The organism is Intrasporangium mesophilum (assembly GCF_054783095.1).
Genome location: NZ_BAAGRF010000003.1, coordinates 261,149 through 285,920, shown reverse-complemented (window position 1 = coordinate 285,920; position 24,772 = coordinate 261,149). Strand labels below are relative to the sequence as shown.

Genomic DNA, 24,772 nt, shown 5'->3' with positions numbered 1-24,772 from the left:
CCCCCACTATCGCAAGCCGCCCGACACGCCCGCTCAGCGGGTCGCGACGGCCCCCATCAGCCGGCGCGCGGCAGCGCGACCGGAGGCGATGCACGCTGGGATCCCGACGCCGTCGTATGCCGCACCGCACAGGGCGAGACCGGCGCCCGGCTCCCGTGTGGCCGCGATGCGCTCGGCGTGCCCGACGGCATACTGAGGCAGTCCCCCGCCCCAGCGCTGGACGTGCGCCGCAACCGGGTCCGGCAGCGCCGGGCCGAGCACCGCACGCAGGTCGGTGAGCGCGACGTCGACGAGCTCGTCGTCGGAGCGCTGCAGTGACGCCTCCTCACGGTGGCGACCGATCGAGGCGCGCAGGAACGTGTGGTCCGGACGCGCCGCAGCCAGCCACGGCCACTTGACCGTGGAGAAGGTCGAGGCCTTGATCGTCAGCGGCTCGGTCGGCGGGACGAGGAAGCCGCTTCCGTCAAGGGCCGCGGGCGGGGGTCCGGCCAGGGCGAACGTCACGATCGCCATCGACGCATACCCGATGGACGCGAGTGCGGCAGCAGCCTCCGGGGCGACGCCTCGCAGGAGGCGGGCGGTCGGCGCGGCCGGCGTCGCAAGGACCACGGCGTCGAACCGGTGCTCGACGGCATCGGTCGTGGGTCCGGTCGTGAGCACGAACCCGTGGCCGTCCCGACGCAGCTCGCGGACGGTCGTCCCGGTGGCGACCGAGACGCCGGCTGCGACGAGGGCCTCGCCGAGCAGGACCGGGAGCCGGCCCAGGCCGCCCACGAGCGTGGCGAACACCGGCAGCACTGCCATCGGGCCCGACTGCGCCGCAGCGGCGGCCCGGCGCGCGACGTCGAGCAGCGAGCCCCCCTCATGGGCTGCTTGAGCAAGGGCCGGCACGGCGAGGTCGACGGAGATCTCGCGGGCATGGCCGGCATACACCCCAGCGAGCAGCGGCTCGACAAGCAGGTCGGTCACGGCGGTTCCGAGCCTGCTGTCCACCAGGTCGCCCACCGAGATGTCCGCAACGACAGGACCGTCGATGCGCTCGGACACCAGCCGGGCGACCTCGTCGTCACGCAGCAGGCCGCGCACGGACTCCGGGTCGGAGGGTACGCCCATCACCGTCCCCTTGGGCATCGGCCACCGACGGCCTCGCGAGACGATCGTGGCGCCCACCGGGGCAGGGTGGGTGGTCTGCTGCTGCAGCCCCAGCTCCTCGAAGAGGGCGAGCGCCTCGGGGCGCCGGGCGAGCACGGACTCGGCCCCGACATCGACCGGCACCCCTGCGACGGGTTCCAGGCGCAGCTTGCCGCCGAGCCGGTCCGTGCCCTCCAGAACCGTGACCTCGACGTCGCCGTCGGAGCGGCAGAGCTCCCAAGCGGCCGCCAGACCGCTGATGCCCCCACCGACGACTGCGACCCTCCGTGCCATGCGGCAACTCTCCCATCTCACCCCGAACGGCCGATGCGCCGCCCTGGCCGGTCGCGCGACCGTAGAGGCATGAACCTGACAGCGGCGGCCCTTCAGGCCGCGGCCGAGAGCGAGCCGAGCGGCATCGTCGGCTTCGCGGTCCGGGTCATCGAGGCGCTCGGCGAGTGGGGCGTCGGGGCTCTGACGTTCCTGGAGACGGTCGTGCCGCCGATCCCGAGCGAGGTCATCCTGCCGCTGGCCGGGTTCGTCGCGAGGCAGGGGCAGATGAGCGTCCCGTTGCTGATGCTCACGAGCACGCTCGGTGCCTATCTCGGCGCGCTGGTGCTCTACGGATCCGCCGCACTGCTGGGGCAGTCCCGGGCGGTCGACCTCCTGTCGCGGCTGCCCCTCGTCGACCGCCGCGACTTCGAGCGGTCGGCGCGCTGGTTCGAGGACCACGGGCGGCGCTCGGTGTTCATCGGCCGCCTCGTGCCGGGTGTGCGCAGCCTCGTGTCCTTGCCGGCCGGCGCCGTCCGGATGCCGCTCGGATGGTTCAGCGTCTTCACCATCGTCGGCAGTGCGATGTGGAACGGGCTGCTGATCGGCCTGGGCTGGGTGCTCGGGGCCCGATACAGGCTCGTGGACCAGTACTCCTGGGTGCTCGACTGGGCCGTCGGGATCACGGTGGTCGTGGTCGTCGGCTGGCTCGTGGTCCGTCGGCTCCGGCGCGGTCCGGAAGGGCCTGCGGACGAGGACCTCGAGGCCCTCCGACAAGGCGGCCCTCCCCCGGTGCCGGGGCCGGCCGACCCACCGGTTGACGCACCCGGCGACCACCACTGACGGCGGTTGACGCGCTTGAGCGCACCGGACGCCACGACTGACCACGACTGTCCGCACCAGACCGCACCTGGCCGTCCCGCCGTCGTGCAACGAACGGCGACGCAGACGTGTCTTGACAGAGCAGAAGCGTCGCCACGCCCAGGAGGGCCCCTCCCAGCTGGACCGGCGACATGTCGAAAGGGTCGCCATGACAGCGCTCACCCCGTCTCGCCGCTCGCGTCTCGACCTCGTGCGAAGCCGCCCGATCCTCATTGCGCTAGCCGTCCTGGTCTTGATCGCGATCGCCATCCCCTTGGGGCTCAAGACGATCCACGCGTCAGGAGACGTGGCGACCAGCGGGGGCTCTGCCGGGTCCTCGTTCGCTGAGTCGGACGCAGCACCCAAGGCCCCGCAGGCCGCGCGAGACGCCGCTGGACAGGGGACGTCCGGCGTCGCGGGCGCCCCGTCGGCAGCGGGCGCGAACGGGAACAGCTCGGGCTCGCTCGGAGCGGCCGCGGGCACCATCGAGCCGAAGCTCGCGCGGTCCGCGTGGCTTGGCATCCGGGTGACCGACCTCACGGGCGCCAGCGCCCAGGCGCGGGCCATTGCGACCTCGGCGGGCGGTCGGGTGACCTCCGAGAACATCGTCACCGCTACCGACCCGACCGGGGGTTACGGCGTGCCGAGCTCCGGGTCGGTCAGCCCCGGCGTCAAGGAGGACGTCGCCACCGTGCCCGTCGGGGTGGACCAGGCCCGGATGACGCTGAGCGTTCCCGAGGAGAAGCTGGACGGTGCGCTGCTCGAGCTCTCGCGGCTGGGCACGGTCGCCTACCGCTCGTCCCAGACGGAGGACGTGACCGACACCTACGTCGACGTGAAGGCACGTATCGCACCGGCCCAGGAGAGCATCGACCAGGTCCGGCGGCTGCTCAGCCAGGCCAAGGACCTGCAGCAGATCATCCTGCTCGAGCAGGAGCTCAACCGTCGCCAGGCCGATCTCGACTCGCTGACCCAGCAGCTCGCCTCGCTCGAGCAGCGCACGACGATGAGTGACGTCACCCTGACGATGTGGACGGACCAGACGGCGCCCGCGCAGACCAGCAACGGCTTCGTCGACGGACTGCGGACCGCATGGGACGGGCTGCTGAGCTCGGTCACCGTCATCCTCACCGGCCTGGCCGCCCTGCTGCCCTGGCTGCTCGTCCTCGGCCTGTTCGCGTGGTTCGGGCTGAGGATCTACCGCCGCCGCACCGGCACCGTCGCTCCGGCGCCTGCAGCCGCGACCATCGGTGCCGCACCCTCCACGGGTCCGGCACCCTCCACGGGTGCCGCAACCTCGGGCGCCGCGACCTCGGGCGCCGCGACCACACCTGACCCGACGCGGCCCTCGAGTGACCCGACCAGCACCACGTGACGACACCGAACGCCGAATTCGGTCACCAGCTGGATCGGAAGCGGGTCAGGCCATGCCGGTCTCGCTGACCCGGTCGCGGACCATCTCCGCGGCCTCGCGGACCTCCTTGACGTGCAGCAGGTGGGCGATCCCGACGTAGATGGCCACGAACACCACGCCGACGAGGCCGATCTCGAGCGCGTTGGCGATCATTCTTCCGACGACGGTCGTGCCCTCGCCCTCAGCGGCATACGTGCGGATCGGGGCCAGCACGCTGTGCGTCCCCCACGCCATCACGCCGGCCACGGTCGCGGCGACCCCCACGCGCGCCGCGGCGTCGATGACCGCGGCACCGCCGATCGGGCCGATGCGGGCGCGGACGCAGCGCAGGCCGTAGGCACAGCTGATGATGTTGCCGAACGTCTGGCCGAAGGCCATCACGGCGACCGCCCACTGCGGAGCGACGACGAAGGTCACCAGCATCGCCACGACGCTCGTCCCGGTCAGCATGATCTGCATGACGAACGTGGGTTGCCCGGCCTCGAGAGCGAAGAGCGTGCGGTAGCAGAGCAGGTCGATCCCGAACGGGATGATGCCAAGGATCATGATGACGAGCACCACGGCAGAGTCGCGGACGGAGTCCTGCGACAGACCAGGGTTCAGCAGCGCGACGATCGGCTCCGCCTCGACCATGACGAAGGCCATGACGGCCACATTGACGACGAGCGGCATGATCAGGCCCGTGCGGAAGTCCCCGTGCATATGGTCCGCGTCGCCCCGGGCCGCGGCCGCTGACAGGCGCGGGAACAGCGCCGTGATGATCGAGACCGTCACGAAGGCGTGCGGCAGCATGAAGATCGTGAAGGCGATCCCGGACACCGCGGGACCGCCCACCGGCACTCCGCGTGGCGCCTCACTCACAGCATGGTTGAGCGTGCCTTGGGTGATGAAGAACCCGAGCTGCGAGACCACCAGCCCCACGAAGGCCCACATGGCCAGCCGGCTCACCCCGCCGAGCCCGGCACCCCGGATGCCCCACCGCGGGCGGTACTGGAATCCGCTCCGGCGCAGCGCCGGCACGAGCCAGAGCGACTGCACGACGACTGACAGCGTCGCCGACCCCGCGAACAGCCAGATCATCGGGGCGGTCCACTGCTCGGGGGCGCGCGGCAACGGCTGACCGGTCTGGTCGACCTGGTGCGGCGCCGGGAACAGGATGATGAACAGCACCAGGCCCGTCACCGCGACGATGTTGGCCATGAACGGCGCCCACGCGAACGCGCCGAACCTCCCCCGCGCGTTGAGGATCTGGCCGAGCAGGGCGAAGAGGCCGTAGAAGAAGATCTGCGGCAACGTGATCAAGGAGAACGCGAGCGCCAGCCGCTTCATGCTGGGCGCGCTGGTGCTCGCGAGGAGCTGGACGAACAGCCCCGCACCAGCCGTGACGAGCACGGTCAGGGCCGTCATTCCCACGAGTGCGATCGTGATGACACGGTCGGTGAACTGCTGCCCACCGTCGGGCAGCCGCATCGCGCGGGTCAGCGACGGGATCAGGACGGCGTTGAGAATGCCGCCTGCGGCGAGCATGTAGAGGACGTTCGGCAGCGTGTTCGCGAGCGAGAACGCGTCGCCCGCGAGCCGGGCGCCGATGATCGAGGTGATGAGCCCCGCCCGCACCGTGCCGAGCACGCGCGAGGCCACAGACCCACCGAACATGGTGAGGCTGGAGCGGGCGACCGACGGAGCTGCCGTCATCGGCGGCTCGAGCACTCGTGCACGAGTGCGGTCACCCGGGTCAGCACGTCGGGGTCGACATCGGGGAGCACGCCGTGCCCGAGGTTGAAGATGTGGCCCGGGGCGGAGCGCCCCTCCCCGACGATCTCGCGAACCCGCCGCTCCAGGGCGTCCCACGGGGCGAAGAGCAGGGCCGGGTCGAGGTTGCCCTGCACGGCGTACCCGGGACCGAGGCGCTCGACGGCGTCGGTGAGGGACACGCGGTAGTCGACGCCCACCACGTCGGCTCCGGCCTCACCCATCAGGCTGAGCAGCTCCCCAGTGCCGACGCCGAAGTGGATCCGGGGCACATCGAGATCGGCGACGGCCGCCAGGGTCGTCGCCGAGTGGGGCATGGCCCGGGCTGCGTAGTCGGCGCGGGACAGCGCCCCGGCCCAGGAGTCGAAGAGCTGCACCACGCTGGCGCCGGCCTCGGCCTGCACGCGCAGGAAGGCCCCGGAGATCCGCGCCAGGCGGGCGCACAGGGCGTCCCACAGCGCCGGGTCGCCGTGCATGAGCGCCTTGGTGCGCTCGTGGTTCTTCGACGGCCCGCCCTCGACGAGATACGAGGCGAGGGTGAACGGGGCGCCGGCAAAGCCGATGAGCGGGGTATCCCCGAGCTCCGCGACGAGGTGGCGCACGGCCTCGGTGATGTACGGGACGTGCTCCGGGGTCAGGTCCACGAGCTGGTCGAGATCCTGCGCCGAACGGATCGGCCGCGCCACGACCGGCCCCACGCCAGGGACGATGTCGAGGTCGACCCCGATGGCCTTGAGCGGCACCACGATGTCGCTGAAGAAGATCGCCGCGTCCACACCGTGCCGTCGCACCGGCTGGAGCGTGATCTCCGTGACGAGGTCGGGGCGCATGCACGACTCGAGCATCGGGATGCCACGCCGCACCGCGCGGTACTCCGGCAGCGAACGGCCCGCCTGCCGCATGAACCACACCGGGGTGCGCGAGACCTGCTCGCGGCGCGCGGCGCGCACGAGGTCGCTCTGGCGGGTGGTCGGCAGGGCGGATGTCGGCACCGGTCAATCCTGCCACGCTCAGGGAGCGCCCCCGCCCAGTCCGGGCGGGGACTCGCGGGCCGCCAAAGCTCGGCGCGCCCTGAGGACAGATCGCCACAGTCCGGCATACCCTCGTCAGGTGCACACGAGAACGTTGCCGGGCAACCACGGCGCGGTCTTCGCGAGGACGCTCAACGCCCTTCGCGACGTCCGGATGCGCTCTGAGGTGCACCTCACCGAGGTGCCGGCGCCGACGCGCATCGCGCCGTATGCCGCTGCGCTGACCGCCGATGTCGTCGACGTCGCGAACCCTGACGAGGACCTCGCGACGGGCCGGTTCGTGCTGCTCCACGACCCCGCCGCCCCTGAGACGTGGGACGGCCAGTGGCGCATCGTCACCTTTGCCCGCGCCGAGCTCGAGCCGGAGCTGGCCGGAGACCCGATGCTCGGCGCCGTCGGCTGGTCGTGGCTCACCGACTCGCTGGGCGGGCGCGACCTGTCGTGGACCGCCGAGGCGGGCACCGTGACACGGGTCGTGAGCGAGAGCTTCGCCGGGCTCGCCGACCGGGCGGCGAGCGTCGAGATGGAGATCCGTGCGTCGTGGACCCCGGTGGGCGGTGACCTCGTGGACCACCTGCGGGCGTGGGCGGACATGCTGTGCACGATCGCCGGGATCCCGCCGCTGCCTGACGGAGTCGTCCCCCTGCCGGGGCAGCGACGGTGACGGCGGAGACCGACCAACTCGACGAGGACCACGGCGACACCGGTTCGCAGGTCGACCTCACACCCCTGACGACGCCGCGAGACGGCATACCTGATGTCGTCGTCGACGAGCGGGCCTTGATGCGGGCGGCTGAGGCGATGGCATCCGGTCGCGGCCCGATCGGGATCGATGCCGAGCGCGCCTCGGGCTATCGCTACGGCCAGCGCGCCTATCTCGTGCAGCTGCGGCGGGAGGGCTCCGGGACCTGGCTGATCGACCCTGTCGCCTGCCCCGACCTCTCACCGGTCGACGAGGCGATCGGCGACGGCGAGTGGATCCTGCATGCCGCCACACAGGACCTCCCCTGCCTCACCGAGCTCGGGCTGCACCCGAGACACCTCTTCGACACCGAGCTCGGCGGCCGCCTCGCCGGGCTGCCTCGGGTCGGCCTCGGGGCCATGGTCGAGCACTACCTGGGTCTGGGTCTGGCCAAGGAGCACTCCGCGGTGGACTGGTCCGAGCGGCCCCTTCCGGAGCCGTGGCTGAGGTATGCCGCTCTCGACGTCGAGGTGCTCGGTGACCTTCGCGACGCGGTCGCGGCCGACCTCGAGGCCCAGGGCAAGGCCGGGTGGGCGGCCGAGGAGTTCGACAGCCTGCTGACCTTCACCGGACCCGAGCCGCGGGTCGACCCGTGGCGGCGCACGTCCGGCATGCACAAGGTGCGCGGCCGGCGCGGGCTGGCGATCGTCCGGGAGCTGTGGCTGTGGCGCGACGACGTCGCCCAGCAGCGAGACCTCTCGCCCGGCCGGGTCCTGCCCGACGCGGCCATCAGTGAGATCGCGATCTCGAACCAGCGGGCGTCCCAGCCGCCGCGCAGTGTCGGGTCCAGCGACCCGCGCCTCGCGCGAGCGATGAGGCGCAACCAGGAGGCCATCGTCGAGGTGGTCGCCCATGCGCTCGAGCTGCCCGACAGCGAGCTGCCGGTCGTGGCGCTGCCGCCGACCGGACCGCCACCCCCGAAGTCCTGGCTCGACCGCGACCCGGTCGCCGCCGCACGCCTTGCCCGCTCCCGTGAGCTCATCGGCGCCCTGTCCGCGGAGCTCGCGGTCCCCGTCGAGAACCTCCTGACTCCCGACCTGCTGCGGCGCTTCCTCTGGGAGGGACCTGCGGCGCCGTCGACGACCGAGGTCGCTGACGCGCTCGTCTCGCTCGGAGCCCGTCGCTGGCAGACAACGGTGACCGCGCCGCTCATCGCGCTCGCCTGTGGTGAGAACCCACGCAGCTGACCGGCGTGAGGATGGTCACCCGACCGACCGTTTGCCCTGAAGTTACTCAGCAGTAGGATCGAGTCTGGCCCCGGGTACACCGGGCTGCCCCGTGATCCCTGAGGAGGCACCGTGCCCCGCGCACTCAATGAGGTCGTCTTCGTCGACGGCGTCCGGACGCCGTTCGGCAAGGCGGGTGAGAACGGCATGTACGCCCAGACCCGCGCCGACGACCTCGTGATCCGGTGCATCCGCGAGCTGCTGCGCCGCAACCCCGACCTGCCCAAGGAGCGGGTCGAGGACGTCGCCATCGCCGCGACCACCCAGATCGGCGACCAGGGGCTGACGCTGGGACGCACCGCGTCGCTGCTCGCCGGTCTGCCGTCCACGACGCCCGGATACTCCGTCGACCGCATGTGCGCGGGCGCGATGACCGCGGTCACCACGACCGCCACCGCGATCGCCTTCGGCGCGTACGACGTCGCCATCGCCGGCGGCGTCGAGCACATGGGCCGCCACCCGATGGGCGAGGGCGTCGATCCCAACCCGCGGATCGTGGCCGAGAAGATCGTCGACCCCGACGCCCTTGTCATGGGCAAGACGGCGGAGAACCTCCACGACCGTTTCCCGCAGCTGACCAGGGCCCGCGCCGACGCGTTCGCGGTCGGCAGCCAGGACAAGCTGGCCAAGGCGTATGCCAACGGCAAGATCCAGCGCGACCTCGTCACCATGGCGACCCGGCACGCCGAGCTCGGATGGGGTCTGGCCACGGCCGACGAGCCCCCGCGGCCCGGCACGACCGTCGAGGACCTGGCCGCGCTCAAGACCCCCTTCCGTGCGCGTGGCAACGTGACCGCCGGCAACGCCGCCGGCCTCAACGACGGGGCTACCGCATGCCTGCTCGCATCCGAGACGGCCGCGATCGAGCTCGGCCTGCCCGTCCGGATGCGCCTCGTGTCGTACTCCTTCGTGGGCGTCGAGCCGGAGGTGATGGGGGTCGGGCCCGTGCCCGCCACCGAGAAGGCCCTCGCCAAGGCCGACCTCGGCATAGAGGACATCGGCCTGTTCGAGCTCAACGAGGCGTTCGCCGTCCAGGTCCTCGCCTTCCTCGACCACTTCGGCATCGCCGACGACGACCCCCGCGTCAACGAGTACGGCGGCGCGATCGCCACCGGACACCCGCTGGCCAGCTCAGGGGTGCGCCTCATGACCCAGCTCGCCCGCCAGTTCGAGGAGCACCCCGAGGTGCGCTACGGCCTGACCGCCATGTGCATCGGCATCGGCATGGGCGGCGCGGTCATCTGGGAGAACCCACACCACGCTGACTACACGCCGACCGCCACCCCCGCCGCGACGAAGGAGTCGGTCCAGTGACCGCGACCACCGAGCACACCCACGTCGGCGCCTCTGCTGGATCGGGCGGAGCCGCCGCGTTCACCAGCGAGGTCGTGACCCGCGCCCTCGTCCACGACGTCGACCTGCCCGGCGGCGCCGGCACGCTTGCCCTCGTGACTCTCGACAACGGTCACGACCACACGAAGCCGAACACCTTCGGCCCCCAGTCGATCTCGATCCTCGCCGAGGTGATCGACGGGCTGCGAGAGCGGGCGGTGGCGGGCGAGATCACCGCGGTCGCCGTGACCGGCAAGCCGTTCGTCTTCGCGGTCGGCGCCGACCTCACGGGGATCCCGTTCGTCACGGCGCGCGAGCAGGCGCTCGAGGTCGCACGAGCCGGCCACGCAGCATACGCGCGGCTCGCCGACCTGCCGGTCCCGACCTTCGCGTTCGTCAACGGCGCGGCCATGGGCGGCGGCGTCGAGCTGGCGCTGTCCGCCACCTACCGCACGATCAGCGCCGGCGTGCCGGCGGTCGCCCTCCCGGAGGTCTTCCTCGGGCTGGTGCCCGGCTGGGGAGGGTGTTGGCTGCTGCCCAACCTCGTCGGTATCGAGTCGGCCATCAAGGTCATCATCGAGAACCCACTCAGCCAGAACCGCATGCTCCGCGGCATCGAGGCCTTCCAGCTCGGGATGGCCGACGCGATCTTCGAGCCCGCCGACTTCCTCGAAGAGTCGATCGCCTGGGCCGCACGCGTGCTCAGCGGGGAGGTCACCGTCACCCGCCCGCAGGTCGACCGTGACGAGACCACGTGGGTCACTGCCATCGCCAAGGCCAAAGCGCTGGCCGACGTGAAGACCGGACGCCAGGCCAAGAGCCCGTATGCCGCCCTCGCCTTGCTGGTCGACGCGCGGACCTCGTCGCGCACGGAGGGCTTCGCGGCAGAGGACGAGGTCCTCGCCGACCTCATCATGAGCGACGAGCTGAGGGCGGGCCTCTACTCGTTCGACCTCGTCCAGAAGCGCGCCAAGCGGCCCGCGGGCGCACCCGACCCCGCCCTCGCTCGGCCGGTCACGAAGGTCGGCATCGTCGGGGCGGGACTGATGGCGAGCCAGCTGGCCCTGCTGTTCGTCCAGCGCTTGCAGGTGCCTGTCGTGCTCACCGACATCGACGACGAACGCGTAGCCAAGGGCGTCGGCTACGTCAATGCTGAGCTCGACAAGCTCGCTGCCAAGGGCCGCCTCAACAACGACAAGCTGAACCGCTACAAGGCCCTGGTGAGCGGCTCGACATCCAGGGACGGCTTCGCCGACGCCGACTTCGTCATCGAGGCGGTCTTCGAGGAGATGTCCGTCAAGCAGCAGGTGTTCGCCGAGCTCGAGGCCGTCGTCCGGCCGGACTGCGTCCTCGCCACCAACACCTCGAGCCTGTCCGTCGCCGAGATGGCCTCCCGCCTCGATCACCCCGAGCGGGTCGTCGGCTTCCACTTCTTCAACCCGGTCGCGGTGATGCCGCTGCTCGAGATCATCCCCGGCGAGCGCACCGACGACGTGACCCTCGCGACCGCCTTCACCGTGGGCAAGGGCCTGCGCAAGACGTGCATCCGGGCTGCCGACCGGCCCTCGTTCATCGTCAACCGGCTGCTCGGCCGGTTCATGGGCGAGGCGGCGCGCATCGTCGACGAGGGTACGCCGATCGAGGTGGTCGACCGGGCCTTCGCCGGCCTCGCCCCGATGCCCCCGTTCGTGCTCATCGGACTCGTCGGTCCGGCCATCGCCCTGCACAACGGCGAGACGCTCGTGCGAGCGTTCCCGGATCGGTTCTACGGATCGCCAACCCTGCGGCGCCTCGTTGAGGCGGGGCTCCCGGGCTTCTACGACCTCTCCACGGGCAGGCCGGTCCTGCTCCCGACGGCTGCCGAGCTCATCGAGCGGCCGGACGAGCCAGTCGTCCTCGACGTGGCGCAGGTGCGCGAGCGTGTGCTCACAGTGCTGGCCGACGAGGCCCGACGGATGCTCGACGAAGGGGTCGCTCAGGCGCCGATGGACATCGACCTGGCCATGATCACCGGCGCCGGGTTCCAGTTCTGGAACGGCGGCATCACGCCGCTGCTCGACCGAACGGGCATCTCGGAGCAGGTCACCGGCTCGCGGTTCCTGCCACTCGGCGTGGCGAACGCTCCGCGCTGAGACTCTCGCGACTCATCCGTGACGCATCGGTGACGGTCCCGGTCCACCCAGCCAAAAGGGTGGGCCGGGGCACGCGTCCCGGCCGGACGGCATACGCGGCCCGTCACGGCGGGTCGACTTGCCTTAACTCATATATGAGTTAAGGTCGAGCGCGTGGCACAGACCTACCTAACCCGGATCGGCAGCCTCATCCGCGACGCTCGGCGGCACAAGGGCATGACCCAGGCGGAGCTCGCAGAGCTGCTCGGCACCTCCCAAGGGGCGGTGACGCGCATCGAGGCCGGACGCCAGAACCTCAGTCTCGACATGCTGGCCAAGATCGGCGACGCGCTCGACTCCGAGTTCGTCTCGCTCGGCCACTCCGGCCCACAGCACCTGCGGATCGTCGGCGGCAAGCAGCTGTCCGGCTCGATCGAGGTCAAGACGTCCAAGAACGCCGCTGTCGCGCTGCTCTGCGCCTCCCTGCTCAACCGCGGCCGCACCACCCTGCGCAACCTCGCTCGCATCGAGGAGGTCAACCGCATCCTCGAGGTGCTCGGCTCCATCGGCGTGCGCACCCGCTGGCTCCCGGACAGCAACGACCTCGAGATCATCCCGCCCGCCCGGCTCAACCTGTCCGACATCGACGTGGCCGCGGCGCGGCGCACCCGGACCGTCATCATGTTCCTGGGCCCGCTGCTGCACGAGCACGAGCTCTTCAACCTCCCGTATGCCGGTGGGTGCGATCTCGGCACCCGCACCGTCGAGCCGCACCTGACCGCGCTGCGCTCGTTCGGGCTCGAGGTCACCGCGACCCACGGCTTCTACGAGGCGCGCTCGGACCGGTCGGTCAACCCGTCCCGCGCCATCGTGCTCACCGAGCGCGGCGACACGGTGACCGAGAACGTGCTCATGGCGGCAGCGCGCTACGCGGGCACGACCGTGATCCGCAACGCGAGCCCCAACTACATGGTCCAGGACCTCTGCTTCTTCCTCGAGAAGCTCGGCGTCGGGATCGAGGGCATCGGCACCACCACCTTGACCGTGCGGGGCGTGGCCGACATCGACGTCGACGTCGAGTACTCCCCCAGCGAGGACCCGATCGAGGCGATGAGCCTCATCGCGGCCGCCGTGGTCACCGACTCGTCGATCACGATCCGGCGGGTGCCGATCGAGTTCATCGAGATCGAGCTCGCGACCCTCGACGGCATGGGGATGAAGTACAACCTCACCTCGGAGTACATGTCGGCCAACGGCAAGACCCGCCTGGTCGACCTCACGACGATCCCCGGTCCGCTGCGCGCCCCGACCGACAAGATCCACCCGATGCCGTTCCCGGGCCTGAACATCGACAACCTGCCGTTCTTCGCGCTCATCGGGGCCGTCGCCGAGGGCAGCACGATGATCCACGACTGGGTCTACGAGAACCGCGCGATCTACCTGACCGAGCTGACCAAGGTCGGTGCGCGCGTCCAGCTCCTCGACCCGCACCGAGTCATCGTCGACGGCCCGACCCGGTGGCGTGCGGCCGAGGTGGTCTGCCCGCCGGCTCTGCGTCCCGGTGTCGTCGTCCTGCTCGCGATGCTCGCCGCCCCGGGCACGTCGGTGCTGCGCAACGTCTACGTCATCAACCGTGGCTACGAGGACCTCGCCGAGCGGCTCAACGCACTCGGAGCCACGATCGAGGTCTTCCGCGACATCTAGCGGCGGGCGCCCGGACACATGGATACGGCGGATTTGTGTTCGGCCGCCACACAGGGGGTCCGGGGTGCGGTCCCTAGTCTTCCCGCATGCCCGACGCCCGCACCGACGCACGCGACGACGCTCACGGGGATCCTCAGCGAATGCCCGTGGCGGTCAACGACCCGATCGACCTGACCGGGCGCGCCGCCCTGGTCACCGGCGCCGCGAGCGGCATCGGTGCGAGCGTCGCCAGGGCGCTGGCAGCAGCCGGCGCCAAGGTGCACGCGGTCGACCGCGACCCCGAGGGCCTGGCCGTGCTCGCCGACGCGGCAGGCGTCGCGACGACCACCATGGACCTTGCGGACCTCGATGCCCTCTCCGACCTCCCGACCGACGTCGACATCCTCGTCAACAATGCGGGCATCCAGTTCGTCAGCCCGATCGAGGACTTTCCGCTCGACCGGTTCGACCTCATCGTCGACCTCATGCTCGTCTCGCCGTTCCGGCTGATCCGGCAGTCGCTCCCACACATGTATGAGCAGGGCTGGGGCCGGGTCGTCAACATCTCGAGCGTCCACGGCCTGCGCGCGAGCCCGTTCAAGGCCGCCTATGTCACGGCCAAGCACGGCCTCGAGGGCCTGTCCAAGGTCGTCGCGCTGGAGGGCGGTCCGCACGGGGTGACCTCGACGTGCATCAACCCTGCCTACGTGCGGACCCCGCTCGTCGAGAGGCAGATCGCCGACCAGGCCCGCACCCATGGCATACCGGAGTCCGAGGTCGTCGAGACGATCATGCTCGCGCCCGTCGCGGTCAAGCGCCTCGTCGAGCCCGACGAGGTGGCCGCGTTGGCCCTGTTCCTCTGCGGTCCCGCGTCCGCGTCGGTCAACGGCACGGCATTCTCGATGGACGGCGGATGGACGGCACACTGACGTTCGACCCTAGGATCTGCCCGTGGCACGGAGCACGCACACCGCCGAAACTCCCGCCGACGGCACGAGCGTGAGCGACGCCGACTCCGACGTCGACTCCGTCCCGTCGGCTCGCCGGGCCGAGCAGATGCTGCACCTGCTCGAGCTCCTCGCGCGTGACGCGACCATCAGCCAGGTCGCCGCGGCCGACGCCCCGGCGGCCGCACGCGAGCTCGCGCTGAGCATCACGAACGCGCGCGAGGTGCACCAGCACCGCGAGGCCGGACTGGCCGCCCTGCTCGACACCGCGCGCGAGCTGTCAACCGAAAGCGACCCGGGCGAGGTGCTGGACGCGATCGTGCGGCGGGCGCGGCGGCTGCTCGGCACGGACCTGGCCTACCTGACGCTCTATGACCCCGTCGCCGGCGACACGTACATGCGCGCGACCGACGGGTCCGTCTCGGCCGCCTTCCAGTCGGTGCGGCTCGCGCTCGGTGCCGGCCTCGGTGGGCTCGTCGCGTCGACGCGCAAGCCCTACTGGACCGCGGACTACTGGTCCGACGAGCGGTTCCGCCACACGGCGGCCATCGACGGCGCGGTCGGCGAAGAAGGGATCATCGCCATCTGCGGGACGCCGCTCATCGTGGAGTCGGAGTTCGTCGGTGTGCTCTTCGCGGCGAACCGTACGTCCCGCCCGTTCACGCGCGAAGAGGTCGCGCTGCTCGGCAACCTCGCCACGCTCGCCGCCGTGACACTCGTTCAGACTCGTGCGCTCGCCGACGCGGAGAAAGCCCTGGCTGCCCTGTCGGACGCCCACGAGACGGTCCGCCAGTATGCCGCCGGCGTCGAGAAGGCGGCCGCCGCACACGACCGCTTCGCCTCCCTCGTGCTCGACGGCGGTGGCGTCGACGACATCGCGCACGCCCTTGCCGAGCTCCTCGGCGGCTGGGCCGTGCTGGTCGACGAGACCGGCGCACGCCGCGGGTCCTCCGGTCCTGCGCCGGCGGACGCGCCCGGCGGCGCCGACCCGTTCGCCGCGCTCAACGCCGTGCCCGGGCTCGACAGCGGGCGGCTGGTCGAGCGGAACGGCGCCTATGCGGTGGCGATCACCGCGGCCCGCGAGCGCCTCGGCACCATCTATGTCGGCGGCCTCGGCACCCTCAGCGACTCCGAGCAGCGGACTGTCGAGCGGGCCGGAGTGGTCACCGCCCTGGTGCTGCTCTTCGAGCGCCAGGCGGCCGACGCGCGCCAGTCCGCGCGCAACCGGCTCGTCAGCGACCTCATCAGCGCCCGTGGCTCCCGGGACGAACGCCTCCAGCTCGCCCGCGCGGCAGGTTTCGAGCCGCAGCGTCCGTTCTGCCTGCTCGTCCTGCGTGGAGACGACCCCAACGGTCACCGTGCCCTGCTCATCTCGGCCAGCGCGGCCACCGGCGAAGCGGCCCTGGTGGGGTCGCACAACGGTGACGTCGTGGCCCTCGTGCCGGGCGCCGATGCCGACGGACTCGCGCGGTCGGTGGCGGCCCGCATCGCCAAGCGCACCTGCGTCACTGTCGCGGGGGTCGGCCCGGTGACCGACGTCGCGCGCGTCCCCGAGGCGCACGAGGAGGGCGCCCGCACGGTCGGCGCGCTCATCGCGCTCGGACACAAGGGCAAGGGAGCCGCCGCGACGCAGCTCGGCTTCGCCGGCCTCATCGTCGGCGCGCAGCCCGATGTCGACGAGTACGTCCGCAAGCAGCTCGGGCCGGTGCTCGACTACGACGAGCGGCGCGGCACCGACCTCGTGGGGACCCTCACGGCATACTTTGCGGCCGGCGGCAGCCCGCGGCATGCGGCCGGCGCCCTGCACGTGCACGTCAACACGGTGTCGCAGCGCCTCGAGCGCGTCACCGCTCTGCTCGGCGAGTCGTGGCAGTGGCCTGACCAGTCGCTCGAGCTCCAGCTCGCCCTGCGGCTGCGCGCGCTGCAGGCCCGCTGACGTCGGATCTCAGCCCGTCGAACCGAGCTGGCTGTCGATGGCGTCGACGACGGCCGCGACACCTGGGTCGCCCATGATGACGTCATAGTGGTTCGCGTCGACCTCGGTCGTGACGACTCCGGGAGGGACGCCGATCGCCGCCAGGCGACCCGCGTCGTAGAGGCCCTGCGGCTCGTCCAGCAGCCCTCGGCGAGCCCAGACGAGCTCGGCCCGGACGCCCTGCTCGACCGCGCCGGCGAGCGCACCGTGCGTCTCGGAGTCGGCCATCACGTCTGCGCCGTCGGCTCTGACGGCGTCGAGGACGCACGAGCTGCGCCAGTCCCCCGGTGTGGCGGCGTCCTCGACGAGATCGTGCTCGATGTAGGCCCGCGCGACCTCGCCGGCCGGGCCGCGCAGCACCGGGCCGAGGGCGGGATGCTGCTCCCAGAACTCGAGGTATGCCGCAGGCCCGGCGAACGTCATGCGCAGTCGGTCCATGGCCGGGCCGATGACCGACTGGAGGGCCGCGTCGATGTCGAGGTCCGGCGCGACAGGGAACGCCAGGCCTCCGTCGACGAGGACGATGCGGCGGAACCGGTCGGCATGGCGGGCCGCCGCGAGCGCCGCGACGAACGCGCCCATGGAGTGGCCGACCAGAACGGGCGCCGCCGCGAACGCGGTAGCCACCGACACGAGGTCGTCAACGTGCGCGCCGAGGCCGTAGGGACCCGGCGCGGAGCGGCTGTCGCCGCGACCCCGAAGATCCGGGGCGAGGACTCGGACCGTGCCTGGACCGTGACGCCGAGCCACCTCGTCGGCGACACGCCGCCAGGACAGGCCGTTCGCGGTGATGCCGTGGACGGCGAGCACGACCGGCGCATCGGGAGCGGCCGGGCCGACGGTGAGGTCGTGGATCGCGAGACTCCCCTCGGGCAGCTCGATGACGAACGCGGACTGAGTGGTCATGAAGCCCCTGCCTTCCTGATCAGCCTCGCGCCGAGCCCGGTGATGCCGGAGGGCGCGAAGTACACGACGACGATGAAGAAGACCCCGAGGATGAACAGCGGCTCCGAGAGCACCTGGCCGACGAGCGGCGGCAGTGCGTCGATGAACGGCGCGCCACTCACCTCGACGAGCCTGGCGTCTGCATAGGTGTACAGCATGCCGCCCACCACCGCGCCCCAGCGGCTTCCCGCGCCGCCCAGGACCACCATGACGAGCAGCGACAGCGTGAACTCCGAGGTCGTCAGATGCGGGTTCGACCCGCCGAGCACGAGGGCGTGGACCATTCCGCCGAGCGCTCCGAGGGCCGACCCGGCGACGAGAGCGAGCAGGCGCACCCGGTAGGTCCCGAAGCCGAGGACCGCGGCCCTGGCTCCGTTCTCGCGCACCGCCGCCATCGCATGACCGGCCCGCGACCGCACGACGAGGGTCACCACCAGCCAGGCCACGACGAGGAAGGCCAGGGCGAGCCAGTACCGGTACGGCGCGTTGGCGACGCCGACGAGCCCGCCCGGCAGAGCGGCACGGTCGAGGGTGATGCCTTCCTCGCCGCCGGTGACCCCGCCCGGGTTGCGCATGACGAGAATCGAGGCTGCCTGCGCGAACGCGAGCGTCACCATGGCGAACGCGATCCCACCGACACGAAGAGCGACTCCCCCGACGACCAGGGCCAGCAGGGTCGATGCGCCGAGGGCGAGCGCGGCCGCAGCGGGCAGGGGCAGGCCGAGCGACGACACCGAGATCGTCAGCAGATAGCTGCCCGAGGCGACGAAGAGGGCGTGCCCGAAGCTGAGCAGGCCGGTCCTGCCGAAGAGAACGTCGTAGCTGAGCGCGATCCCGCCCATGACAAGACAGGTCGCGAGCAGCTGCATGGACCCTGGCCCGTTGAGTCGCCCCGGGAGTATGCCGGGCAGCTCGGCGGGCACGTACGGGAGGTAGGCGAGCACGCCGAGGACGAGCACCGCCACGAGTGCCCCGAGTGTCGGGATACGCCGCCCCGAGCGGGCCTTCGCGGAAGGACCGTCGAGCGCGGTCCGAGGTGCCGGCTCATCAGCGCTGGTCAGCTCCGTACTGGTGGGTTCGGTACTGGTCAGCTCGGCGCTGGTCATGGCGTCGCTCCGTTCAGGGTCGAGGGGCGCAGCAGCAGGACCAGTGCGAGCAGGAAGACCACCGACAGGTCTCCGACACCGCTGGCCGCGTAGTAGTTGGCCAGCTGCTGGACGAGCCCGACCACGACCGCCGCCACGGCCGTGCCTGTCAGCGAACCCATTCCGCCGATGACGACGACGATGAAGGCGTAGATCAGCAGCGAGCCACCCTGCGTCGGAGAAACGGCTCCGGCGTACTGCGAGTACATGAGGCCGGCCAGGCCCGCCGCCGCCCCTCCGATGGCGAACACGATGGTGAAGGTCCGGTGCACGTTGATGCCCAACGCCTCGACCATCGTGCGGTTCTCGACGCCGGCCCTGATGACGAGCCCCAGCCGGGTGAGCTGCAGGAGAGCGACGAGTCCCGCGAACAGGGCCGCCGCCACCAGGATGTAGACGAGACGGTCGTTGGGAAGGCGGGCACCGAGGATCTCGGTCGTACTGCTCATCCATGACGGCTTCTCGACGGGTCGCGGGTCTGCGCCCCAGATCCCTTGCGCCGCAGCCACTCCCGCAAGCGATAGGCCAACGGTGACGAGCACCTGCTGGATGTGACGGCGGTAGAGCGGGCGGATCAGCACCACCTCGACCACGAGGCCGATGCCTGCACCGACCGCGATGCCGACGACGATCGCGCCAGCGAGCCTCCCGGAGGCCGGCCAGCCCCCGGGCAGAGACTCCATGACGATCCACCCGGCGTAGGCGCCCGCTGTCATGAAGACGCCGTGCGCGAAGTTGAGCACGCCCATCAGACCGTAGATCAGGCTCAGCCCGCTCGCTGCGAGGAAGTAGAGTGCGCCGAGCCCGAGACCGGTGACGAGCAGCAGGAGGAGGTCGCTCATGCGGCCCCCGCCCGGTACATCGAGACGCCGAGGAGCTGCCGAGTCAACGCCATGTCGGCGACGAGCTCGCTCGCGCCACCACGGTGCACCACGGTGCCTGCGTCGAGGACCACGACCTGGTCGGCGATCCGCCGGACAAGCGGCAGGTTCTGCTCCACCAACAGGATCGGCGTATGCCGGGCCACCTCCGCCAGCACGTCCGCCACCTCCGTGACGAGCTTGGGCGCCAGTCCCTTGGTGGGTTCGTCGACCAGCAGGACGTCGTTGTCGCGCAGCAGGACCCGCGCCAGGGCCACCATCTGCTGCTGACCACCCGAGAGCGTGCCGGCACGCTGGGCCCGGCGCGTGAGCAGGTCGGGGAACAGATCGGCGATGACCGGAGCCTCGACGCCCCGGTCAGGGTCGACGAGCCTGAGGTTCTCGTCGACCGTTAGGGCGGCGAAGACCTCGCGGTCCTCTGGCACGTAGCCCACGCCACCACGCACGATCTTGGCCGTCGAGGAGTCGTGGATCTCCTTGCCGCGCAGCGTGATGCGGCCTGCGCGCGGCGCAAGGCCGATAATGGCCTTGAGGGTTGTGCTCTTCCCGACGCCGTTGCGGCCGAGCAGCGCGGTGACCCCCCGGTCGGGCACGTCGAACGTCACCCCCTGCAGGACGTGCGACCCCCCGTATCGCACGTGCACGTCGTCGAGGCGCAGCACCACGCCGCCGCCCGGACCTTGTCGCCCGCCGGGCAGCATGGTGTCCGGCGCCACGGACTGCGCAGACGACCTTCGGTCCTTCACAGTGCCTCCCCGAGGTATGCCTGCTGGACTCGCTCGTCCGCGGTGACGTCGTCGGGGGCTCCGACGGCCAGGAGCTGGCCGTGGTGGAGCACCGCGACGCGGTCTGCGAGGCCGAGCACCACGTGCATGTGGTGCTCGACCATCGCGACCGCCACCCCGGCGTCGCGCACCTCGCCGATGATCTCCGTGAGGCCGTCGACGTCCTCGGCCGACACGCCCGCCATCGGCTCGTCGAGCAGGAGCACGGACGGCTCCGAGGCGAGGGACATGGCGAGCTCGAGCTTGCGACGGTCCCCGTGCGACAGGTCACGGGCCAGCGTCTCCGCACGACCCGGCATACGGACCCGGGCCAGAAGGCTCGCCACGCGCTCGCTGTGGCGGTCCCGTGCGCGGCGGAACGGCGACATCGACGCGGGACCGGCGGCCTGCACCGCGAGGCGCACGTTCTCCGCCGCCGTGAGGCCGTCGAAGAGTGCCGATGTCTGGAACGACCGGGCCAGCCCCATGCGCGCGCGCGACGTGGCGCTGGCTCGGGTGATGTCCTTGTCCTGCAGGGTGACCCGGCCGCTCGTAGGTCGGGTCACCCCACTGAGGATGTTGACGAGCGAGGACTTGCCCGCGCCGTTGGGACCGATGACGCCCACCAGCTCCCCGGCCCCGACCTGGAGCGACACGCCGTCAAGGATCTGCGCGCCGCCCACCTTCCAGCCGACGCCCTGCGCGGCGATCACTTGAACTGCGTGACCGGCGGCGCGACGGCGGCCGGGTCGAGCGTCTCGCCGAGCTGGGGGACGACGTTCGTCCCGTCCTTCTTCAGCGTGGCGGTGAACATCGGCTGCAGCAGCGCGTGGTCCTCGGCCCGGATCTCGAGGGCGCCCTTGGGACCGTCGAACTTCCAGCCCTCGAGAGCGGTGACCATCTTGTCGACGTCGTTCCCGCCGGTCTCCAGAGCGTGCACGATCATCTGACCCGCGACGAAGCCGTCGTTGGTGAACAGGTCGACGGTGCTGCCCTGGGCTTTCATGCCCTCGTCGAGTGCCTGGTACGCCGCGTTGTCCGCCGCGCCATCGAAGAAGTGGGACAGGAAGGCGATCCTCGTCGCGACGTCGCCGAAGAGCGGGTGGGTCGCCTTGATGTCGAGGCCCGTGACGACCTTCGTCCGGTCGAAGATCCCCTGCTGGCCAAGGGTCGTCCACATCGCCGTCGCGTTCGCCCCGGCCCAGGCGACGAAGAGCAGGTCGGGCGCCGCGCTCTTGACCTTCGTGGCGAACGGGGTGAGATCCGTTGCGGCGGCGGGCACCTCGACCGCGCTCACGGTGGCGCCCTTGCCTCCGAGGATGGCGGTGACCGCGGCGACGTTTGCCTTGCCGAAGGCGCTGTCCTGTGCGAGCACGGTCACCTTCTTGCCCTTGACGTCGCCGAGCATCGACCCCGCCGTGGCGACGTCCTGGTAGGTCTGACGGCCCGAACGGAAGGTGTACCGGTTGGCTCCGGTGATCGCATCCGCGGCGGCAGGCCCCGAGATGAACAGGACCTTGTTGTCGCTCGCCAGCGGCGCGACCTGCAGGGCCACCCCAGATGCGGTCGAGCCGGCGATGATCTTGTTGCCCTGGCCGATCAGGTCCGTCGCCGATGCGACGGCCTTGGCGGGGTCACCCGCATCGTCCTGCTCGGTCAGCTCGATCTTGTGCCCGGCGACCGCGCCGGTTCCCTTCGTGGCGTAGGCGAGGCCGGCAGTGAGGCCCATCCGGTACTGCTCGCCGTAGCTGGCGAGCGGACCCGACTTGGAGTAGACCAGCCCGACCTTGTACGGCGCGGCCGTCGCGCCCGAAGCCCCTGCGGTCGAGTCACCCGCAGCAGGGGCGCCGGGCTGACCGGGCGAGCCGCAGGCTGCGACCGAGAACGTGATCATCGCGCTCGCCACGGCGAGGCTCCAACGCTTGGACACCGATGTCCTCCACCTCTGGTGGGCGCTCGCGCGTTTGCTGCGACGAGATCCTTTGACGCCCAACCGTTTCCGGCGAACGTAGTCGGATGGACGGAGGGCCCGGATGGGGTGTCCCACCACAAACACGCCCGACTCGTGTGCTTCGACGACACGGTGCGGCCCCCGTCGGGGCGCGGGCGACGGGTGTCAGGTCAGGCGCGGCTCGAGGTCTGCCACGACCTGGTCGGCCGTGAGGCCAAGCTCCTCGAGGATCTGGCCACGCGAGGCATGGTGAAGGAACCGCTTGGGGATGCCGTAGGAGTGCACCGGCGTCGCGACGTCGGCCTCCCCGAGCGCAAGCGTCACGGCAGCGCCGACGCCACCACTGACGAGGTTGTCCTCGATGACGGCCACCGCAGCGGCCCGGCGGGCGAGCTCTACGAGCTCGTGGGCCACCGGGACGACCCACCGGGGGTCGACGACGCGGACGGTCCGTCCATGGGCGGCGATCTTCTCGCCCGCCTCGATCGCGAGTCCGGCGAAGGCGCCGACCCCCACGACGAGCAGGTCGACCTCGTCGCCGGAGTTCTCGAACAGCACGTCGAGGCCACCGATGCTGCGCACGGCCGTGAGCGGGTCGGCGACGTCGCCCTTCGGGAAGCGGATGACCGTGGGGCCGTCGGCGACCTCGAGGGCCTCGCGCAGCTGCTTCTTGACCTGGTCGCCGTCTCGAGGGGCGGCGAGTCGAAGACCCGGCACGATCGAGGTCAGGGTCATGTCCCACATGCCGTTGTGCGAAGCGCCGTCGCTGCCCGTGATCCCGGCGCGGTCGAGGATGAAGGTGACCCCGGCGCGGTGCAGCGCGCAGTCCATGAGCACCTGGTCGAAGGCCCGGTTGAGGAAGGTGGCATAGACCGCGACGACCGGGTGCAGGCCGGCATACGCGAGCCCGGACGCCATCGTGACGGCGTGCTGCTCGGCGATGCCGACGTCGAAGACGCGGTCAGGGTAGGCGGCGGCGAAGCCGTCGAGGCCGACCGGGATGAGCATCGCGGCAGTGATGGCGACGACGTCGCGGCGCTCGGCCCCGATCGCGACCATCTCCTCGTTGAACTCGTCGGTCCAGATCCGGCCGGCGACCTCGAAGGGCAGGCCCGTCTCGGGGTTGAACTTGCCGACCCCGTGGAACTGGTCCGCAGCGTCGTCGAGCGCCGGCTGGTAGCCGCGCCCCTTCTGCGTGAGGACGTGGACGATGACGGGTCCGCCGAAGTCCTTCGCCTTGCGCAGCGCCCGCTCGACCGCCTGCTCGTCGTGGCCGTCGACGGGCCCGACATACTTGAGCCCGAGGTCCTCGAACATGCCCTGCGGCGCGACGATGTCCTTCAAGCCCTTCTTGACGCCGTGGAGCGTCTCGAACATCGGTGCACCGACGACGGGGGTCTTCGCCAGGGACCGCTTGCCCCACGAGAGGAACTTCTCGTAGCCGCGGGTGGTGCGAAGGGTCGCCAGGTGGTCGGCCAGGCCACCGGTCGTCGGCGCGTAGGACCGCTCGTTGTCGTTGACCACGATGACGAGCGGGAGGTCCTTGTCGACGGCGATGTTGTTGATCGCCTCCCAGGCCATCCCGCCGGTCAGGGCACCGTCGCCGATCACCGCGACCGTATGCCGCCCGGCCTCGCCTCGCAGCCGCCGACCCTTCGCGATCCCGTCGGCCCACGACAGAGCGGTCGAGGCGTGCGAGTTCTCGACCACGTCGTGCTCGGACTCGGCCCTGTTGGGGTACCCGGAGAGGCCACCCTGCTTCTTCAGCTTGCTGAAGTCGTGGCGCCCGGTCAGGAGCTTGTGGACGTACGACTGGTGCCCGGTGTCGAAGACGATGGTGTCGCTCGGCGAGTCGAACACGCGGTGCAGCGCGATCGTGAGCTCGACGACCCCGAGGTTCGGCCCGAGGTGCCCACCGGTCTTGGACACCTCCGTGACGAGGAACGTGCGGATCTCCTCGGCGAGCGCCGGCAGCTGGGTCTCCGGCAGTGCCCTGAGATCGGCCGGGCTCGTGATCTTCTCCAGCAGCGCCACGCTGGCTCGTCCTCTCGGTGCTCGTCGTCGTTCGGCAGACTCGAACGGGGGTCGATCGAGTCTACGGGTCAACGCACGAACGCTCCCAAAGGTGCACCTGACGCGACGTACCTCACGTCACACTTGTCCCAGGCCGTGCGTGTTTGTGCGTGGCCGGCTGGACCCGTTCACACAAGCTTCACAGGCGTGGGGCGAAGACCTTGCCTTGCAGCGCCTCGTGGAGCAGGCTCGCCCCACGGCTGGCGGCTCGCAGGCGCATCCCCTCCCGCTCGATCTGCAGCAGGATCTCGGCGAGCGCCTCCGGAGGGACGTCCGGCCCGATCGCCACGCGCGCCTCACGCCACGCCTCACGCATGGCCACCACCTGGCCGTCGAGGTGCCGGCCGGCCAGCCAGGCGAGCGCGATGGGGTGCCGTCGCCACCCGGCATACGACCGGTAGTCCGGCGGGCACTGGTCCAGCAGCCACATGACCGCGCGGTCCTCCCACCCAGGGGTGTGAGCGGGCGGCACGCCGGGCGGCCAGCCGGGAGGAGTGTGCGCGGTCACGGTCCCAGTCTGCCTCGGCGGGCGGCGGCG

The 24,772-nt window shown here is 71.1% G+C and carries 20 protein-coding genes; 9 read left to right on the top strand and 11 right to left on the bottom strand.

What is annotated here, in order from left to right; genetic code table 11:
* Window positions 1-33: 33 nt before the first annotated feature.
* Entirely contained in the window at window positions 34-1,425 is a 1,392-nt protein-coding gene (gene hemG, locus ACYVLP_RS02645; RefSeq protein ID WP_460625776.1) for a protoporphyrinogen oxidase, read from the bottom strand.
* A gap of 69 nt (window positions 1,426-1,494) precedes the next feature.
* On the opposite strand from hemG, the gene ACYVLP_RS02640 reads away from it, so the two are divergent.
* On the top strand, window positions 1,495-2,244 hold the full coding sequence (locus ACYVLP_RS02640) for a DedA family protein (protein ID WP_460625775.1): 750 nt from the start codon (window positions 1,495-1,497) through the stop codon (window positions 2,242-2,244).
* Between the two features lie 187 nt (window positions 2,245-2,431).
* Window positions 2,432-3,637: a DUF4349 domain-containing protein gene (locus tag ACYVLP_RS02635; protein WP_460625774.1), complete on the top strand. Its 1,206-nt coding sequence runs from the start codon at window positions 2,432-2,434 to the stop codon at window positions 3,635-3,637.
* Between the two features lie 45 nt (window positions 3,638-3,682).
* Here the strand turns inward: ACYVLP_RS02635 and murJ are convergent, their stop codons facing one another.
* Entirely contained in the window at window positions 3,683-5,371 is a 1,689-nt protein-coding gene (gene murJ, locus ACYVLP_RS02630) for a murein biosynthesis integral membrane protein MurJ (protein WP_460625773.1), read from the bottom strand.
* The gene (gene hemE / locus ACYVLP_RS02625) at window positions 5,368-6,420 is read right to left on the bottom strand and encodes a uroporphyrinogen decarboxylase (RefSeq protein WP_460625772.1); all 1,053 of its coding nucleotides are present in this window, start codon (window positions 6,418-6,420) and stop codon (window positions 5,368-5,370) included. Before hemE ends, murJ begins: the two co-directional genes overlap by 4 nt.
* 118 nt (window positions 6,421-6,538) lie before the next feature.
* Between hemE and ACYVLP_RS02620 the strand changes: the two genes are divergently transcribed.
* The 7 genes from ACYVLP_RS02620 to ACYVLP_RS02590 all read left to right on the top strand — a co-directional run bounded on the left by ACYVLP_RS02620 (window position 6,539) and on the right by ACYVLP_RS02590 (window position 16,436).
* The gene (locus tag ACYVLP_RS02620) at window positions 6,539-7,123 is read left to right on the top strand and encodes a DUF3000 domain-containing protein (RefSeq protein WP_452267758.1); all 585 of its coding nucleotides are present in this window, start codon (window positions 6,539-6,541) and stop codon (window positions 7,121-7,123) included.
* The gene (locus ACYVLP_RS02615; RefSeq protein WP_460625771.1) at window positions 7,120-8,388 is read left to right on the top strand and encodes an HRDC domain-containing protein; all 1,269 of its coding nucleotides are present in this window, start codon (window positions 7,120-7,122) and stop codon (window positions 8,386-8,388) included. Before ACYVLP_RS02620 ends, ACYVLP_RS02615 begins: the two co-directional genes overlap by 4 nt.
* Window positions 8,389-8,499: 111 nt before the next feature.
* Window positions 8,500-9,741 (top strand): thiolase family protein, encoded by a 1,242-nt coding sequence (locus ACYVLP_RS02610; protein ID WP_460625770.1) that lies wholly within the window; start codon window positions 8,500-8,502, stop codon window positions 9,739-9,741.
* Window positions 9,738-11,891 carry a 3-hydroxyacyl-CoA dehydrogenase NAD-binding domain-containing protein gene (locus ACYVLP_RS02605; RefSeq protein ID WP_460625769.1) on the top strand — a complete coding sequence of 718 codons (2,154 nt, stop codon included), beginning with the start codon at window positions 9,738-9,740 and terminating at the stop codon, window positions 11,889-11,891. The genes ACYVLP_RS02610 and ACYVLP_RS02605 overlap by 4 nt, the downstream gene beginning before the upstream one ends.
* A 153-nt stretch (window positions 11,892-12,044) precedes the next feature.
* Complete coding sequence (locus ACYVLP_RS02600) at window positions 12,045-13,574, top strand: helix-turn-helix domain-containing protein (RefSeq protein ID WP_460625768.1); 1,530 nt, start codon at window positions 12,045-12,047, stop codon at window positions 13,572-13,574.
* A gap of 86 nt (window positions 13,575-13,660) precedes the next feature.
* Window positions 13,661-14,482 carry a 3-hydroxybutyrate dehydrogenase gene (locus tag ACYVLP_RS02595; protein WP_460625767.1) on the top strand — a complete coding sequence of 274 codons (822 nt, stop codon included), beginning with the start codon at window positions 13,661-13,663 and terminating at the stop codon, window positions 14,480-14,482.
* Window positions 14,483-14,504: 22 nt separating this feature from the next.
* A complete protein-coding gene (locus tag ACYVLP_RS02590; protein WP_460625766.1) occupies window positions 14,505-16,436 on the top strand; it encodes a helix-turn-helix domain-containing protein in 1,932 nt (643 codons plus the stop codon).
* Window positions 16,437-16,445: 9 nt separating this feature from the next.
* Here ACYVLP_RS02590 and ACYVLP_RS02585 read toward each other — a convergent pair whose 3' ends face one another.
* The 8 genes from ACYVLP_RS02585 to ACYVLP_RS02550 all read right to left on the bottom strand — a co-directional run bounded on the left by ACYVLP_RS02585 (window position 16,446) and on the right by ACYVLP_RS02550 (window position 24,742).
* Window positions 16,446-17,381 (bottom strand): alpha/beta fold hydrolase, encoded by a 936-nt coding sequence (locus ACYVLP_RS02585; protein ID WP_460625765.1) that lies wholly within the window; start codon window positions 17,379-17,381, stop codon window positions 16,446-16,448.
* The gene (locus tag ACYVLP_RS02580; RefSeq protein WP_460625764.1) at window positions 17,378-18,526 is read right to left on the bottom strand and encodes a branched-chain amino acid ABC transporter permease; all 1,149 of its coding nucleotides are present in this window, start codon (window positions 18,524-18,526) and stop codon (window positions 17,378-17,380) included. The genes ACYVLP_RS02585 and ACYVLP_RS02580 overlap by 4 nt, the downstream gene beginning before the upstream one ends.
* A complete protein-coding gene (locus ACYVLP_RS02575) occupies window positions 18,523-19,407 on the bottom strand; it encodes a branched-chain amino acid ABC transporter permease (RefSeq protein ID WP_460625763.1) in 885 nt (294 codons plus the stop codon). The genes ACYVLP_RS02580 and ACYVLP_RS02575 overlap by 4 nt, the downstream gene beginning before the upstream one ends.
* Window positions 19,404-20,147 carry an ABC transporter ATP-binding protein gene (locus ACYVLP_RS02570; protein ID WP_460625929.1) on the bottom strand — a complete coding sequence of 248 codons (744 nt, stop codon included), beginning with the start codon at window positions 20,145-20,147 and terminating at the stop codon, window positions 19,404-19,406. Before ACYVLP_RS02570 ends, ACYVLP_RS02575 begins: the two co-directional genes overlap by 4 nt.
* A 41-nt stretch (window positions 20,148-20,188) precedes the next feature.
* Window positions 20,189-20,923, bottom strand: a complete 735-nt coding sequence (locus ACYVLP_RS02565; protein ID WP_460625762.1) for an ABC transporter ATP-binding protein — start codon at window positions 20,921-20,923, stop codon at window positions 20,189-20,191.
* Window positions 20,920-22,140, bottom strand: coding sequence for a substrate-binding domain-containing protein (locus ACYVLP_RS02560; RefSeq protein WP_460625761.1), 1,221 nt, complete (start codon window positions 22,138-22,140; stop codon window positions 20,920-20,922). Before ACYVLP_RS02560 ends, ACYVLP_RS02565 begins: the two co-directional genes overlap by 4 nt.
* Before the next feature lie 186 nt (window positions 22,141-22,326).
* On the bottom strand, window positions 22,327-24,195 hold the full coding sequence (gene dxs, locus ACYVLP_RS02555; RefSeq protein ID WP_460625760.1) for a 1-deoxy-D-xylulose-5-phosphate synthase: 1,869 nt from the start codon (window positions 24,193-24,195) through the stop codon (window positions 22,327-22,329).
* Window positions 24,196-24,373: 178 nt separating this feature from the next.
* Window positions 24,374-24,742, bottom strand: a complete 369-nt coding sequence (locus ACYVLP_RS02550; RefSeq protein ID WP_460625759.1) for a hypothetical protein — start codon at window positions 24,740-24,742, stop codon at window positions 24,374-24,376.
* Window positions 24,743-24,772: the final 30 nt, after the last annotated feature.

Excerpts from the sequence above, each read along its gene's own strand:
- hemG (WP_460625776.1), bottom strand. The coding sequence starts at position 1,425 with ATGGCACGGAGGGTCGCAGTCGTCGGTGGGGGCATCAGCGGTCTGGCG.
- ACYVLP_RS02640 (WP_460625775.1), top strand. The coding sequence starts at position 1,495 with ATGAACCTGACAGCGGCGGCCCTTCAGGCCGCGGCCGAGAGCGAGCCG.
- ACYVLP_RS02635 (WP_460625774.1), top strand. The coding sequence starts at position 2,432 with ATGACAGCGCTCACCCCGTCTCGCCGCTCGCGTCTCGACCTCGTGCGA.
- murJ (WP_460625773.1), bottom strand. The coding sequence starts at position 5,371 with ATGACGGCAGCTCCGTCGGTCGCCCGCTCCAGCCTCACCATGTTCGGT.
- ACYVLP_RS02595 (WP_460625767.1), top strand. The coding sequence starts at position 13,661 with ATGCCCGACGCCCGCACCGACGCACGCGACGACGCTCACGGGGATCCT.
- ACYVLP_RS02585 (WP_460625765.1), bottom strand. The coding sequence starts at position 17,381 with ATGACCACTCAGTCCGCGTTCGTCATCGAGCTGCCCGAGGGGAGTCTC.
- ACYVLP_RS02580 (WP_460625764.1), bottom strand. The coding sequence starts at position 18,526 with ATGACCAGCGCCGAGCTGACCAGTACCGAACCCACCAGTACGGAGCTG.
- ACYVLP_RS02575 (WP_460625763.1), bottom strand. The coding sequence starts at position 19,407 with ATGAGCGACCTCCTCCTGCTGCTCGTCACCGGTCTCGGGCTCGGCGCA.
- ACYVLP_RS02570 (WP_460625929.1), bottom strand. The coding sequence starts at position 20,147 with ATGCTGCCCGGCGGGCGACAAGGTCCGGGCGGCGGCGTGGTGCTGCGC.